This window comes from Sphingobium anseongense, from assembly GCF_037725245.1.
Lineage (GTDB): Bacteria > Pseudomonadota > Alphaproteobacteria > Sphingomonadales > Sphingomonadaceae > Sphingobium.
Window position 1 is genome coordinate 162,767 of record NZ_JBBJUL010000005.1, and the last position, 14,926, is coordinate 177,692.

The 14,926-nt window shown below is 66.3% G+C and carries 19 protein-coding genes; 11 read left to right on the plus strand and 8 right to left on the minus strand.

All coding sequences use genetic code 11. From position 1 onward, the window contains the following. Positions 1 to 2: 2 nt before the first annotated feature. The 8 genes from WG908_RS08950 to WG908_RS08985 form a co-directional block, all read right to left on the minus strand. Complete coding sequence (locus tag WG908_RS08950) at positions 3 to 740, minus strand: sigma-70 family RNA polymerase sigma factor (protein WP_340186223.1); 738 nt, start codon at positions 738 to 740, stop codon at positions 3 to 5. A 13-nt stretch (positions 741 to 753) separates the two neighbouring features. Beyond that, positions 754 to 2,892: a flagellar biosynthesis protein FlhA gene (gene flhA, locus WG908_RS08955; protein ID WP_340186224.1), complete on the minus strand. Its 2,139-nt coding sequence runs from the start codon at positions 2,890 to 2,892 to the stop codon at positions 754 to 756. A 9-nt stretch (positions 2,893 to 2,901) separates the two neighbouring features. After that, positions 2,902 to 3,744, minus strand: a complete 843-nt coding sequence (locus tag WG908_RS08960) for a lysozyme family protein (RefSeq protein WP_340186225.1) — start codon at positions 3,742 to 3,744, stop codon at positions 2,902 to 2,904. Between the two features lie 182 nt (positions 3,745 to 3,926). Next, the gene (locus tag WG908_RS08965) at positions 3,927 to 4,235 is read right to left on the minus strand and encodes a hypothetical protein (RefSeq protein ID WP_340186226.1); all 309 of its coding nucleotides are present in this window, start codon (positions 4,233 to 4,235) and stop codon (positions 3,927 to 3,929) included. Between the two features lie 4 nt (positions 4,236 to 4,239). Further along, complete coding sequence (flgM, locus tag WG908_RS08970; protein WP_340186227.1) at positions 4,240 to 4,515, minus strand: flagellar biosynthesis anti-sigma factor FlgM; 276 nt, start codon at positions 4,513 to 4,515, stop codon at positions 4,240 to 4,242. Positions 4,516 to 4,563: 48 nt separating this feature from the next. Beyond that, positions 4,564 to 5,118, minus strand: coding sequence for a flagella basal body P-ring formation protein FlgA (locus WG908_RS08975; protein WP_445326690.1), 555 nt, complete (start codon positions 5,116 to 5,118; stop codon positions 4,564 to 4,566). Between the two features lie 57 nt (positions 5,119 to 5,175). Beyond that, entirely contained in the window at positions 5,176 to 5,658 is a 483-nt protein-coding gene (locus WG908_RS08980; protein ID WP_340186229.1) for an OmpA family protein, read from the minus strand. Then, positions 5,655 to 6,323 carry a motility protein A gene (locus tag WG908_RS08985; RefSeq protein WP_340186230.1) on the minus strand — a complete coding sequence of 223 codons (669 nt, stop codon included), beginning with the start codon at positions 6,321 to 6,323 and terminating at the stop codon, positions 5,655 to 5,657. Before WG908_RS08985 ends, WG908_RS08980 begins: the two co-directional genes overlap by 4 nt. Before the next feature lie 251 nt (positions 6,324 to 6,574). Here WG908_RS08985 and flgB point away from each other — a divergent pair, with 251 nt between their 5' ends. From flgB to WG908_RS09040, 11 genes are all read left to right on the plus strand, one after another. Next, entirely contained in the window at positions 6,575 to 6,931 is a 357-nt protein-coding gene (gene flgB / locus WG908_RS08990) for a flagellar basal body rod protein FlgB (RefSeq protein ID WP_340186231.1), read from the plus strand. Between the two features lies 1 nt (position 6,932). Next, the gene (gene flgC, locus WG908_RS08995) at positions 6,933 to 7,343 is read left to right on the plus strand and encodes a flagellar basal body rod protein FlgC (protein WP_340186232.1); all 411 of its coding nucleotides are present in this window, start codon (positions 6,933 to 6,935) and stop codon (positions 7,341 to 7,343) included. Next, positions 7,340 to 7,999, plus strand: a complete 660-nt coding sequence (locus WG908_RS09000; protein WP_340186233.1) for a flagellar hook assembly protein FlgD — start codon at positions 7,340 to 7,342, stop codon at positions 7,997 to 7,999. Before flgC ends, WG908_RS09000 begins: the two co-directional genes overlap by 4 nt. Positions 8,000 to 8,042: 43 nt before the next feature. Beyond that, positions 8,043 to 8,882: a flagellar hook-basal body complex protein gene (locus WG908_RS09005; RefSeq protein WP_340186234.1), complete on the plus strand. Its 840-nt coding sequence runs from the start codon at positions 8,043 to 8,045 to the stop codon at positions 8,880 to 8,882. Positions 8,883 to 8,905: 23 nt separating this feature from the next. Further along, entirely contained in the window at positions 8,906 to 9,649 is a 744-nt protein-coding gene (locus WG908_RS09010; protein ID WP_340186235.1) for a flagellar basal-body rod protein FlgF, read from the plus strand. Positions 9,650 to 9,720: 71 nt separating this feature from the next. After that, positions 9,721 to 10,509, plus strand: coding sequence for a flagellar basal-body rod protein FlgG (flgG, locus tag WG908_RS09015; protein ID WP_340186236.1), 789 nt, complete (start codon positions 9,721 to 9,723; stop codon positions 10,507 to 10,509). 11 nt (positions 10,510 to 10,520) lie between these two features. After that, positions 10,521 to 11,198 carry a flagellar basal body L-ring protein FlgH gene (locus WG908_RS09020; protein ID WP_340186379.1) on the plus strand — a complete coding sequence of 226 codons (678 nt, stop codon included), beginning with the start codon at positions 10,521 to 10,523 and terminating at the stop codon, positions 11,196 to 11,198. Beyond that, complete coding sequence (locus WG908_RS09025) at positions 11,198 to 12,304, plus strand: flagellar basal body P-ring protein FlgI (protein ID WP_445326695.1); 1,107 nt, start codon at positions 11,198 to 11,200, stop codon at positions 12,302 to 12,304. The genes WG908_RS09020 and WG908_RS09025 overlap by 1 nt, the downstream gene beginning before the upstream one ends. Then, entirely contained in the window at positions 12,304 to 12,603 is a 300-nt protein-coding gene (locus WG908_RS09030) for a rod-binding protein (RefSeq protein ID WP_340186237.1), read from the plus strand. Before WG908_RS09025 ends, WG908_RS09030 begins: the two co-directional genes overlap by 1 nt. Next, a complete protein-coding gene (gene flgK, locus WG908_RS09035; protein ID WP_340186238.1) occupies positions 12,600 to 13,928 on the plus strand; it encodes a flagellar hook-associated protein FlgK in 1,329 nt (442 codons plus the stop codon). Before WG908_RS09030 ends, flgK begins: the two co-directional genes overlap by 4 nt. 13 nt (positions 13,929 to 13,941) lie before the next feature. Beyond that, a complete protein-coding gene (locus WG908_RS09040; protein ID WP_340186239.1) occupies positions 13,942 to 14,787 on the plus strand; it encodes a flagellin in 846 nt (281 codons plus the stop codon). The last annotated feature ends 139 nt before the right edge of the window (positions 14,788 to 14,926 follow it).

The window sequence follows — 14,926 nt, forward strand, 5'->3', positions numbered from 1 at the left end:
GATCAATTCCAGTCGCGCAGTTTTTCGCGCAGCTTGTCGAGCGCGGCTTTCTTGATCTGGCAGACGCGGGCGGCGCCGATGTCGAGGGTCTGGCCGATTTCCTCCAGATTGAGTTCCTCGACGAAATAGAGTTGCAGCACCAGCGCCTCGCGCTGGGGTAGATCGCCGATATGCCGGGCGACGGCGGCCTTGAGCGCTTCGCGTTCCATGATGTCGTCGGCGCGGTCTTCGACGTCGGCGAACCAGATCGACTGGTCGGAATAGACTTCGTCCATGCTGGCGTGCTGGATCATCTCCGCGCCGTCGACCATTTCGCGAAATTCGGCCGGGTCGATGCCCATATGCGCCGACATTTCCGCTTCGGTGGGGGTGCGCCCGAGCCGTTGTTCGAGCATCCGGCGCGCGCCGGCCAGTTCCTTGCGCCGGGCCATGGCCGAGCGGCAGAGCGTCGCCTGTCGCCGCAGATGGTCGATCATCGCGCCGCGCACGCGCAACTGCGCGTAGGAGGCAAAGCCAAGCCCGCGATCTTCAAAGCCGTTCGCCGCCTCGACCAGCGCGAGCATGCCGATCTGGAGCAGGTCCTCCACCTCGATCGCGCTCGATACGCGGCCATGGACGTGCCAGGCGATCTTGCGCACCAGCGGCATGTAGCGGCGGGCGAGCTGTTCGGGCGTTTCGGCGCGGGCGGTCTTGCCGTAGGTGAGCGCATCCGAACCGCCTGTGACCTTTTTCATATACATGGGTTCAGGCTCCTCAGGCGACCCGTTCGCGCGTCAACGCGGGATCATGGCGGGGCGCGGGATCATGGCGCGGCGTGGGCCGGGGCTGGCCGCCGACCACGGCGACCACTTCGACGCCCTTGCCATCGGGAATTTCCAGAAAGGACAGCACCGGCGTTTCGGGCAGATGCGGCTTGAACAGCCGCGCCAGCGCGCGGCGCGCGAGCGGCGAGGTGACGATGGCGAAGCTGCGCGCCTGCCCCAGGATCGGGCGAGCGGCGTCCACCACCGATTCGATGATGCGGTTGGCCAGCGCGGGTTCGATCGGATGGCGGGCATCGCCCGCAACGCGCATCGCCTGCGCCAGCAGCGCTTCGAGATCGCCGTCCAGCGTGATGACGGGCAGCGGCATCTTGACCGGCACCAGCCCCTGGATGATCAGCGATCCGATGCGCTGGCGCACCGCTTCGACCAGCTGGTCCATGCTCATGTCGGGGCGGGTCGCGTCGACCATCGCCTCGCAGATGCGGCGGAAATCCTTGAGCGCGATCCCTTCGGCCAGCAGCGCGCGGCAGAGCGCGGAAATCTGCGCGAGGCTGAGCAGCGCCGGGGTGAGGCCATCGACCAGTTGCGGCGCTGAATCCTTGAGCGTGTCGAGCAGCTTGCGCGTCTCATCGAGGCCGAACATTTCGGCCGCGTTCATCGCGACCAGCTGGTTGAGGTGCGTTGCCACCACCGTGGGCGGATCGACCACGGTATAGCCCGCGACCACCGCTTCGCTGCGCCTGGCTTGCGGAATCCAGACCGCGTCGAGGCCGAAGGTCGGGTCCTTGGCGGGGCGGCCGGGGACCGTGCCTTCCAGCGCGCCGCTGTCGAGCGCGAGCAGGTCTTCGGGCCAGATTTCGTCTTCGCCCACGACCACGCCGGCGATGGTGATGCGATACTGATTGGGTTCGAGCGCCAGATTGTCCTTTACCCGCACCATCGGCACGACGAAGCCCAGTTCCTTCGAGAGCTGGCGGCGAATGCCGGTGATGCGCGCCATCAGCGGCGCGCCCTTGCGTTCGTCGACCAGGCCGATGAGGCCATAGCCGATTTCGAGGCCCAGGATGGCGCCGTCCGACACGTCGTCCCATTCGATCAGCGCCGGATTGGCAGGCGGCGGCGCGGCGGCGGGTTCGTCCGCTTTCGCCTTGGCCGTCCTGCGCAACTGCCAGGCGATGAAGCCGGCGAGCGCGGCGGCGGGCAGGATGATCATGTGCGGCATGCCGGGCAGCACGCCAAGGCAGGCCATGATCGCGGCGACCGGCACCCAGGCGCGAGCCGAGCCGAACTGGCCGGCGACCTGGCCCGACAGATCCTGTTCGCTTTTGACGCGGGTGACGATGGATGCCGCCGCGATCGACAGCAGGAGCGCCGGAATCTGGGCGACGAGGCCGTCACCGATCGCCAGCAATATATAGGTTTCGGCGGCCTGCCCCATGGTCAGCCCATGGCTGGCGACGCCCAGGATGATGCCGCCGACGATGTTGATGACGAGGATGAGAATGCCGGCGACGGCGTCGCCCTTCACGAACTTGCTGGCGCCGTCCATCGAGCCGTAGAAATCCGCTTCGGTCGCGACTTCGGCGCGACGCAGCTTGGCTTCTTCAGGCGTCATCAGGCCGGCAGTGAGGTCGGCGTCGATCGCCATCTGCTTGCCCGGCAACGCGTCGAGGGTGAAGCGCGCACTGACTTCCGACACGCGACCCGCGCCCTTGGTGATGACCACCAGGTTGATGATCATCAGGATGGCGAAGACGAAGATGCCGACGACATAGTCGCCGCCGATCAGGAAATGGCCGAACGCTTCGATCACATGGCCCGCAGCGTCCGATCCTTCATGTCCCGACACCAGCACCACGCGGGTCGAGGCGACGTTGAGCGCGAGCCGCAGCAGCGTGGCGAACAGCAGCACCGTGGGGAAGCTGGAGAAATCGAGCGGCTTGGCGGCGTTGAGCGCGACCATCAGCACCGCGAGCGAAATCATGATGTTGGCGATGAAGCCCAGGTCCAGCATGAAGGCCGGCACCGGCACCATCATGAACAGGACGACCATCAGCGTGGCGAACGGCAGCACCGCCCCCTTGGCCGCGCTCATCCAGATCTTCGCTTTGATTTGTGCGGGCGACATAGCGGGCCGTTACCTTCCGAGGGTGGCGAGCATGAGATAGGCGAGGCGCGCGGTCTGCGGCTGGGGCCGGATCGACATGTCGGCCTGCTGCGCGAGGCGCTGGGTTTCGATCCGCACATAGTCGGCGGGTTGCACCGTCTGCGCGCTGGCGGGCAGCGCATCGGGCGTGCCGGCATATTGGATGTCCGGCCCAGGCGCGCCGGGGACGACCGAATCGACGCCCTTTTGCAGCCTGGCGGAAAAACGGTCGCGGATATCGGCGAAGCTGCGGGGGTTGCCCGAACGATCGTAGAAGATCGACCGGTTGGCGCGCGCGGCGGCGGGAAACAGCGATGCGGCGGTGGCGCCCGGCGCGCGGTCATGCGCCGACAGGAATTTGGATGCGCCGCCCACGCCCAGGAAATGGGCGAGATAGAGATCGACCGGCGCGGCTTCGCGCCCCAGGCGCTTTTCCAGATAGGCCTTGTTGTCGGCGGCATGTTCGGCCGCCATGACCGATGCGGTCTCCGGATGCTTGCGCAGGTCGAGTATCTGCTGGCGCAGTTCCGGGTCCGACACATAATAGCGGCCGTTGCTGCCCTGGCTGATCGCGTCCGACGCCCAGCCCAGGCCATAGTCGCTGCCATGCTGGTTGATGACCGCGAGCCAGCTCTGGTCGATGAACTGGTAGAGACCGGTCGCCGAGGAGGTGGCGGCGCGGGCGGTCGGGTTGAGGCTGCTTTCGATCTTGGCCTGACCCAGCAGATAGTTGAAGTCGACGCCGGTGCGGCGGCTGGCCATCGCGATCGCGTTGGTTACGCGCGCGCCCCGGCTGCTGCCCCCCAGTGCTGAAATGTCCGCAAAGGCCGACATCGACAAAAAACCCCCTATGTGTTCGAGGGTCATTAGAGCAAGGGACGTGCCAATATTTGGTTAACGCGCGCTCATATTCATGAAGAGCGATTAAGCATGACCCATGAAAAAAGCCGCCCGTTGCGGGGCGGCTTCCTTGGTTTGCGCGGCGGCGGTGGGGGCCGGCCCGACAAACGAAAAAGCTAGCGGCCGTAGGTGAGCGGCGCGGTGGTGGCGCCGTGAGCGGCGAGCAGCGACAATCGCTGGGCGGCGTGATCGGCGAGCAGGTGGGAGCGGATGCGGGCCGATTCGAGCAGGGGCGCGAGCGCCTTCAATCGGTCGGCCACGGCGGGGTCGGACCGCCAGGCGCCGATGGCGCGGACCGATGCCGCGGCCCTGCCTACGTCGCTGGCGGCGGCGTCGATCGCCTGCGCGTCCGATTCGCCGAGCACGCCGCGCAGGCGCTCGGCGGCCGCGAACAGATCATCCAGAGCGGCAAGGCCGAGCGGCATGATGTCAGGCAGGCAGGTCGAGCGCGAACATCTTTTCGGCGATCGCCGCCGGATCCACCGGATAATTGCCCGATGCGATCGCCGCCTTGATCGCGGCGATGCGGTCCATATCGACCGGTGCGCCTTGCGCGGCCATGCGCGCGGCGGGGCTGGCGGAAAGATCGGAGGTGGGCATGGCGGGTGATCCCGTGATCGTGGAGGATGCACGGGTCTTTCCACCTTCACGCAAACGTCCCGCCTCTATGGCGGCGCTCGGATTTTGGCCGATTGACTTGATCATGACTGCATTCCTTCACTCGTCCCGCACATAGTCTATATACGGATCGGTTCAAAAATCATTAAATCCCGGAATACGCACCACACCCATTTCCACGACCTTCGCCATGATCGGGGCGGATTTGCGATCTTCGCGCACGCGGATGGTATCGCCGATCGCGCCGTCTTCGTCGGCGATCATCAGGCGCGAGACCGCGAACAGCGCGTTGCCGGCGGTCAGCTGAACCGGATCGCCCTTCTTGACCACCGCTTCCTTTGACGGCGCGCGCGGGGCGGGCGCGTACCGCGCCACCGGACCGGACATCGCCGCCGCATCGCCCGCGACCAGCGGCACGCGGATGCGCCAGCCGAGCGCATCGCACCGGACGGTCGCCGCGCCGAAGATCGGCCCGTCGACCTGTGGCGTCGAAGGGCAGGCGGCGAGGCGCAACCGGCGATCGACCGGCGCGCGCGGGCCACCGGGTTCGCCCAGATTGGCGCCGACGGTCATCGCCACCAGGCTGTCGATACGATCGAGATTTTCGAATTTCTGCTGCGCCAGCGCCGGCTGCGCGGCAAGGCCGGCGAGCAGGGCGACAAGGGCGAAGGCGGGTCTGGACACGATCATGCTCCGATCAGCGGATGGGCTTTACGGAATGTTATGCAAATATCGTGCCACGCTTTGCTAGTCGGGCTTGCGGGCCGGGGCGATGCGGATCACTTGGCCCCTGGCGTCCTGGCTATCGGCCTGGTCGAGACCGCGGATCAGCAGATGATCGTCCGCTATCCCCTGCGCCTTGAGCGCGCGGGCGACCGCGCCGAGCCGCGCGGCGGCCAGATCCCAGTCGTCGAACCGGTGACGCGCACGGTCGGTGCCGTGGCTGGTGACTTCGACCCCCTGCCCGCCCAGGTCCCTGGCGGCGGCGGCGATGCGATCCTGCCCGGCGCGGGTGAGCATGGCTTCGCCCGGCGCGAACAGATCAGCGGCGCGCAGCTCGACCGCGCGGCGCAGCGGCCGTCCGCCAAATTGCTGGCTGACCCCGGCGAGCATCGCATCGCTGCGGTGGCCGCTGGCCTGAAGCAGCACGAAGAAACCGAGCAGCAGCAGCGTGAGGTCGGCAAAGCTGATCGCCCAGCGATTGCGCCGGGCGGCGGCGGGCGCGCTCATGCCACTTCGCGGATCGAGGCGCGGCGCAGCGGCGCGTTTTCGCGGCGGGCGATCGCCAGCATCCGTTCGGCGACCTCGCGCTGCCAGGCCAGTTCGCGGTCGGACAGGTCCGACAGGCGCTGGGCGATCGGCGCGGCGACGACATTGGCGATGACGACGCCGTAGAAGGTGGTGAGCAGCGCCAGCGCCATCGCCGGGCCGAGCGCGGCGGGATCGTCCATGGCGGCAAACATGCCGATGAGGCCGATAATCGTACCGGCCATGCCGAGCGCGGGCGCGGCGTCGGCGATGGAAAGCCAGGCGTTGCGGGCGGCGGCGTGCCGCTGCGCCCGGTCGGCGAGCGTCTGGCCCGCCCACAGTTCGAACTGGTCGATGCGATCGCTGTTGGCGAGCTTGCGCGCCGCCTGCGTCAGGAAGGGATGCGCGGTCCTGATCCGGTCGGTGCAGGACAGGCCGCGCAGCTGCGCCACCTGGTCGATCTTGAGCATGGCGGCGCGCGCGGCGTCGCGATCCTTATCGGGACGGGCCATGACCGCCGGGCCGAGCGCCGCGAAGGCGCGGACCAGCGCGCCGGGGCCGTTCTGGCACAGCGCGACGAGGCCGATGCCGCCCACCATCGCCAACAGGGTCAGGGGATCGAACATCCGGTCGGCGATGGCGAGCATGAAAACAATCCCCCTGGATATGGCCGGCGACAGGCGCGCGGCAAGCCGCTGCCGCGAACCGGCAGAATTTTGCCGCCCTTGCCGCTCCCCGGCCCGAAACCCCGCTTTTTCCGTGTTTTCACACCCTTGGCAGGGCGGCAACGCCAATTGGCACGGCTTTTGCGAATATCTGGCTGGATCGCCCGCCGGGGACGCCATCAAGGTCAAGAACGGCAGCGACGAGAGCAAGTTTAGCGAAGGCCACACGGAAAATGCCGCTGGAAGACAGTTTGTTCGGAGTTCATGGCAAGGCGCTGGCGCTACGGTCGCAGCGCCTGTCCCTGCTTGCGTCCAACATCGCCAACGCATCGACCCCCGGCTACAAGGCCCGCGACATCGATTTCGAAGCGGCGCTGAAAACAGCGACCGGCGCGGGCGGATCGGCCACCCAGGCGATCGAAAGCGCGATGGGATACCGCGTGCCGCTCCAGTCGAGCCTGGACGGCAATACCGTCGAGCTGTCGACCGAACAGACATTGTTCGCGGAGAATGCGGTCAAGTACCGCACCACCCTGTCCTTTCTGGAAGGGCGCATCAACACCATCAACCGCGCGCTGAAGGGAGAATGACATGAGTGGTTCTGGCCCCATGAACATATTCGACATCGCCGGCCGCGCCATGAGCGCGCAGCTGGTGCGCCTCAATGCCACCGCATCCAACATGGCCAATGCCGGCAATGTGTCGGGCAGCGCGGCGGAAGCCTATCGCGCGATCAAGCCGGTGTTCCAGTCGGTCACCGACAGCCCCGGCATATCGACGGTCAAGGTCGCGCAGGTTGTGACGACCAGCGCCGAGCCGACCAAGCGCCACGACCCCAACCATCCGCTCGCCGACGCGAACGGCGATGTGTGGGAAGCGGCCGTGGATAGCAACGCCGAGCTGGTCGACATGATCGAGACCAGCCGCATGTACCAGAACAACGTGCAGGTGCTGAACACCGCCAAATCCCTGATGATGGAAACCATAAGGATCGGCAAATGAGCGCGACCTCGACCGTCACCGACAGCGCGGGCCTTGCTGTCTATAATCCCACGACCAATGTGGGCGTGGGCAAGGCGAAGATGGGGCAGGAGGATTTCCTGCGCCTTTTGACCGCACAGATGCAGACCCAGGACCCGTTCGAGCCGGTCAACAACGCCGAAATGGTGTCGCAGATGGCGACCATCACCAATTCGAGCGGCATTGCCGAGATGAACGCGTCTCTTCAGGCGATCAAGGAGCAGTTGACCGGCACCCGGCTGGGCGATGCGGCGAGCTGGATCGGCCGCGCGATGCTGGTGCAGAGCAACATCGCCGCGCCCGACGCCGCCGGACAATATATGGGCCAGGTCAGCCTGGCCGAAGCCGTGGACGGCGCGAGCGTCGAGCTGCTGGATGGCGACGGCAATGTCGTCAAGACGATCGAGCTGGGCGCACAGGCCAAGGGCGACGTCAATTTCTATTGGGACGGCAAGGACGAGACGGGGCAAACCGTCGCCACATCCGCCCTGCAGGTCAAGGTCAAGGGGGCGACCCCGAGCCGGGTCGCGACCTGGGCGACCATCGCCGCGGTGCAATCGCCCGCGGACGGATCATCCTCCAAACTGATCACCTCGATCGGCACCTTCGGGCCGTCCGACGCCATTACCTTAAGCTAGTTCCAGACGTTTCACCCACCAATTTCACCCAAGGAGCAACGCCATGTCCTTTTACATCTCTCTGTCCGGCCTCAAGGGCGCCCAGACCAGCCTGTCGACGATTTCGAACAACGTCGCCAACGTCAATTCGACCGCTTTCAAGAAGAGCGTCGCCAATTTCGGCGACATTTTTTCCGCCGCGCCGATGCAGACCACCAACCAGGTGACCGGCCAGGGCGTGCGCGTGCAGTCGATTGCCCAGCAATATACCCAAGGGACGATCGAAACCACCGACAAGACGCTGGACCTTGCCATCACCGGCGAAGGCTTTTTCACCGTCAAGCGGCCCGATGACGGCCAGATCAGCTATACCCGCAACGGCGCCTTTTCGGTCGATGAAAACCGCTTCGTGCTCGACACCACCGGCGCGCGGCTTCAGGTCATCCCGGTCGACGCCACCACCGGAGAACCGACCGTCAACGGCACCACCGATTCGTCCGCATTGACCGACCTTCAGGTTCCCACGACGTTGAACAATGCCGGTACCGTCCAGCTGACCAGCGTCGCCGTCAATGAAAAGGGCATCGTATCGGCGGTCTATGCCGACGGCACCACGGTTGCGCTGGGCGCGGTCGCGATGGCCAGCTTCAACGCGCAGGACGGCCTGCGCCAGCGTGGCGACGCGCATTGGGTGTCGACGCTGGAAAGCGGCGCAGCGACCTATGGCACCGGCAACCAGGGCCTGTACGGCGCCGTCCGTTCGGGCGCGCTGGAACGATCCAACGTCGATATCACCGATGAACTGGTCCAGCTGATCGCGGCGCAGCGCAATTTCCAGGCGAACGCCAAGGCAATCGAGGCGGCGAACACGCTGACCACGACCATCGTCAACATCCGCAGCTGAGCGAGCGCGGAGGGAGTTAGGCCATGGATCGGCTCGTCAATACGGCGCTCACGGCGATGCGCGGCGCGATGGCGCGGCAGGCGTCGATTGCGAACAACCTCGCAAACGCGAACACCATCGGCTTTCGCGCCGAGGTCGCCAATGCGGAGACGCGCTGGATCCAGGGGCAACAGCTCAACACCCGCGCGCAGGCATCCGAACAGGTGATCGCCGCCGACATGGCGCAGGGGGCGATCACCGAAACCGGCAATCCGCTGGACGTGGCGATGAACGGCGACGCGCTGTTGGCGGTGCAGGCCGCCGATGGCGGCGAAGCCTATACGCGGCGCGGCGATTTGCGCGTCAGCGACAGCGGGCTTTTGACTACCGGTGACGGCCTGCCGGTGCTGGGCGAGGGTGGCCCGATCACCCTGCCCCAGCTCGACAGCGTCTCTATCGCGCAGGATGGCAGCATCTGGGGCGTGCCGCAGGGCGGCGAGGCCGCCAACCCGCAGCGAATCGACGCCCTCAAACTGGTCAGCGCGACAGGATCCAGCATCGCCAAGGGCACCGACGGGCTGTTCCGCGAGGTTAACGGCGGCGCGTTGCCGCAGGACCCGCTGGGCACCGTCACCGGCGGATCGCTGGAAGGGTCCAACGTCAACGCCACCGCCACGCTGATCCAGATGATAGAGGCGAGCCGGGCGTTCGAAACCCAGGTCAAGATGCTCGATACCGCCAAGGAGCTGGACGATGGCGGCGCGTCGCTGATGCGAATTGATGGTTAATATTCTGGCACGAACCTTGCTTTGATGAACGCACAGGCACCGGATCGACGGCGCCGCACGGAGTTTGAGACATGAGCAACGCCGCCCTTCACGTCGCCCGCACCGGCCTCGACGCGCAGAACACCAAGATGCGCGTGATCGCCAACAACCTCGCCAACGTGAACACCACCGCGTTCAAGAAGGACCGCGCCGATTTCGAAACGCTCGCCTATCAGCAGATGATCGCGGCGGGGGCCAATTCGGACAGCGAGAACAAGTTCGCGACCGGCCTGAACCTCGGTTCGGGCGTGTCGCTCCAGGGCACCAGCAAGATCAATACCCAGGGCACGCTCCAGCAGACCGGCAACAGCCTCGACCTCGCAATCGAGGGCGCGGGCTTTTTCCAGGTGCAGCGACCCGACGGCTCCACCGCCTATACCCGCGCGGGCAATTTCAGCGTGACCGCCGAAGGCACGGTCGTCACCAGCGACGGCCTGCCGCTGATCCCGCAGGTCACCGTGCCCGAAGGCGCGACATCGGTGTCGGTCGGCAATGACGGCACCGTGTCGGCAACGTTGCAGGGCGAGACCGAACCCACCCAGTTGGGCCAGGTCGAACTGGCGAGTTTCATGAACGCGGCGGGGCTGCAACCGATCGGCGGCAACCTGCTGGTCGAAACGGCGGCGAGCGGCACGGCGCAGGTCGGCGTCGCCGGCCTCGAAGGACGCGGATCGATCCGGTCGGGCAATCTTGAAACATCCAACGTCAATGTCGTCGAGGAACTGGTCGACATGATCGAGACCCAGCGCGCCTATGAGGTCAACAGCAAGATGATCAAGGCGACCGACGAGATGCTCCAGTACGTCAACCAGCAGCTGTGAGCGCCATGATCATGCGCGCCCTCACGCCGATCTTTTGTCTGGCGCTAGTCGCCCTGGCCGCTTCCCCTGCGCATGCGGGCAAGAAGCGCGACGCCGAACGCGCGCTCTATGCGCCGACCATCGTCGCGCCGCCCGCCGCGCCGCCCGCCGCCAACGGTTCGATCTTTCAGGTGGCGATGGGCTATACCCCGCTGACCAGCGGCGCGCGCGCCGGCGCGGTCGGCGACATCATCACCATCGTGCTGGTCGAACGCACCCAGGCGAGCAAGACCAACAGCGCCGATACCAGCCGCAACGGCAATATCGGCCTGACCCCGCCGACCACCGGCATCCTGTCCAAGCTGTTTTCGGCCAGCGACGTGGCGATGGGCGGGCAGAACGGATTCCAGGGCAAGGGCAACGCCACCCAGTCCAACGCGCTGTCGGGCGAGATCACCGTCACCGTGGCCCAGGTGTTTCCCAACGGCACGATGCTGATCAAGGGCGAAAAGGCGCTGACGCTCAATCGCGGCGACGAATTCATCCAGATCAGCGGCCTCGTCCGCCAGGCCGACATATCCCCAGACAACCGCATCGCGTCGACCCGCGTCGCCGATGCCAAGATCATCTACACCGGCAAGGGCGAAATCGCCCGCGCCAGCCGCCAGGGATGGCTGCAACGCTTCTTCTCGATGGTCAGCCCTTTCTGATGGAGCGCACCCGCATCATGATCCGCCTGCTCGCATTGCTTTTCGCGCTGGTCGCAGCGCCGACCCATGCCGAACGGGTCAAGGACCTGGGCACGTTCCAGGGCGTGCGCCCCAACCAGCTGACCGGCTATGGCATCGTCGTCGGGCTGGCCGGCACGGGCGACGACAGCCTGCAATATGCGACCGAGGGCATGAAGGGCGTCGTTTCACGCTTTGGCCTGACACTGCCGCAGGGGATCAATCCCGCGCTCAAGAACGCGGCCGCCGTGCTGGTGACCGCTGATCTGCCCGCCTTCGCCAAGCCCGGCCAGCGGCTCGATGTGACCGTATCGGCACTGGGCAAGGCCAAGTCGCTGCGCGGCGGCACGCTGATCATGACGCCGCTGCGGGGAGCGGACAACGAAATCTATGCGATGTCGCAGGGCAATCTGGCGGTCGGGGGCCTGGGCGTTTCGGGCGCGGACGGCAGCCAGGTGTCGGTCAACATCCCGTCCGCCGGACGCATTCCGGGCGGCGCGACGGTGGAACGCGCGGTGGTCACGGGATTCGACACCGCGCCGACGCTGACCTTCAACCTCGCCGAAGCGGACCTGACCACCGCGCTGCGCGTGGCCGATGGCGTCAACCGCGCCTTTGGCGATCGCCGCGCGCGGGCGATGGACGCCGTGTCGGTGGCGATCGACGCGGCGCCGGGCGCCGAGGACCGCATCATGATGATGGGCATGATCGAGAATATCGAGATTTCGCCCGCCGAAGCGCCGGCCAAGGTGATCGTCAACGCACGCACCGGCACCGTCGTCATCAACGGCGCGGTCCGCATCCATCCCGCCGCCGTCGCGCACGGCAAGCTGACCGTCAGCGTCAATGAAAGCCCGCGCATTTCCCAGCCCGCGCCGTTCAGCCGGGGCGAAACCGCAGTCGAGCAGTCGAGCGCGATTTCGATCGACGAGCAGAAGAAGCCGATGGTCGATTTTAAAGGTGGGGCGTCGCTGACCGATATAGTCAAGGCGGTGAACGCGATCGGCGCGTCGCCGGCGGACATGGTCGCGATCCTCGAAGCGCTCAAGCAGGCGGGCGCGATGAAAGCCGAACTGGTGGTGTTGTGATGCAGATCGGACCGGTTTCCGGCGCTGGCTCGCCAGCGGGATCAAGCGAGAACAAGGCGGCGCTGGCCAAGACGGCGCAGGCGTTCGAGGCGATCTTCGTGCGCCAGATGATCGGCGCGATGCGCTCTGCCAGCCTTGGCGATGGCATGTTCGATTCGGGCGCGACCGAGCAGTTTCGCGACATGGCCGACGCCAAGACCGCCGACGCGATGGCCGCGACCGGCAGCCTGGGCATCGCGGAGCTGTTGTTGCAGCAGTTCGGCGGCAAGGCGCACGACACGCCGGACAAGCCCGCATGAGCGACCTGTTCATCATCGGCGCGTCGGGGACCAAGGCCTATCGCACCGCGATGGCGGCGATTTCGGAAAATATCACCAACGCCAGCACCGAGGGCTATGCCCGCCGCACGGTGACGACCGCCGAATCGGGCGCGTCGACATCGACCATGGCGCTGTATGTTTCCCGCGCCAATTTCGGCGGCACCGAAGTCACCGGCGTCGCACGCGCCAGCGACCCCTATCTGGACGCCACGGTGCGGATGACCGCGACGGCGATGGGCAGCGCCAGCGCGCGGATGCGCTGGCTGACCGACACCGAAACCGCGCTCAACGACGGCGACACGGGCATCGGCAAGCTGATCACCGGCATGTTCGGCCATATCGACAAGCTGGCCGCCAGCCCCAACGATACGTCGCTGCGCGTCACCACCCTCGACAGCATCAGCCGCGTCGCCGAATCCTTTCGCCAGACATCGGCGGAACTGGCGGAGGTGTCGGCGGGGATCGGCACCGAAGCGCAATCGGCGGTGGACCGGACCAACGCCACGCTGGTCGCGCTGGGCAACATCAACAACAGCCTGCTGCGCGCGCAACCGGGCACGTCGGCCCATGCGCAATTGCTCGACAGCCGCGACAGCGCGCTGCTGACATTGTCGGCGACGCTCAATGTCGACATCAGTTTCGGCGCGAACGACAGCGTGCAGGTCAATTTCAATGGCACCACGCTGGTGCAGGGCAGCGCCGCGTCCAGCCTGACGCTGGCCGCCAATGCCGACGGCACGCTGACGCTGGCGAGCGGCGCGACCGCGCTTGCCGCGCCCGCGAGCGGCCAATTGGGCGGGCTGTTCGCCACGGCGCAGGTCGTCGCCGACCGGCGCGAAAGCCTCGACACGCTGGCGGCGCAGTTCGTCACCGACATCAACGCCTGGCACGCGCAGGGCCGCACCGACGCGAATGTCGCAGGCGGCGCGCTGCTGTCGGGCACAACCGCCGCGACGATGGCGGCGCTGGTCACCAGCCCTGCCGATTTCGCCACCCGATCGGCCGACGGCACGCTCAACGGCAATCTGCTCACCACATCCACCCTGCGCGGCAACGGCAGCGTCGAACAGGGGTGGACGGCGCTGATCGCGACCCACGCCAATCTGCTCGGCGCGACGGGCCAGGAATTTAGCACCGCGCGGGAACGCGCCGATCAGGCCGTCGCCGCGCGCGAAGCGGTGAGCGGCGTCGACCTCGACATGGAAGCGGCCGACCTGCTGCGCATCCAGCAAGCCTATTCGGGTTGCGCCAAGATATTGCAGATCGCGCGCGAAACCGTCGACGCGATTTTGAAGATCATCTGACGAGGACAATAGCATGGTAGGCATTACCGCCAAGATCGCCGCCGCCGAAATCCGGCGTCAGCAGCAATTGTCCCAGTCGATCATGGAGGGGCAGACCGCGATTTCGTCCGGCATCACCCTGACCAAGCCGTCCGACGATGCGCTGGCGTGGGTGCAGGTGTCCGATGTCGCGCGCGCGCAGGCGCAGCAGGCGGCATGGACCGCCAATGTCAAATATGGCACCGGCCGCGCCGTCAATGCCGAAGCCAATCTGGCGGAAATCGGCAACCTGCTCAATCGCGCGCAGGAACTGGCGATATCGGCGCGCAACGGATCGCTGAACGGCACCGGCCAGGGCGCGATCCTGGAGGAGCTGGGCACCATCCGCCTGACCATCGCCGAACTGCTGAACCAGAAGGATTATCAGGGCACGCCGGTGTTCGACGACGAACAGAGCGTGCTGGTGCCATTGAGCCGCGGCCTGAACCTGGCCGTGGTGGGCACCCGCCAGTCGGTGTCCGAGGGCATCGACATCAACGGCACGCCGGGCAGCATGGACGATATGTTCAACAGCGTGATCGCCGCGATGCAAAGCGGCGACGATGGCGCGGTGGCCAATGCGGTCGACGCGATCCAGGCGGGCATCGACCATATCGTCGTCGAACAGGCCAAGCAGGGCGTACGCAGCGACCGGCTGGACACGATCGGCGAGCGGCTGGTCGATGTCGACCTGTCGCTCACCGAACGGCGCGCCGCGCTCGAATCGACGGACCTGAGCGAGGTGATTTCACAGGTGCAGGCCAAGCTGTTGCAGCTCGAAGCCGCGCAGTCGGCGTTCGCGCGGATCAACAAGCAGACCCTGTTCGACCTGATCGGATGACGCATCGGGCGCGACCTGCCCGATCGAAAAGCGCCGCGTCCTAAACCCCACGCTAACCAATCCGTATCTAAGAGGGTCAGGGGCGACGTCCACAGCGAAGCCGCCACGATCATGGCCTTATCCAACAGGCCCAGCATTC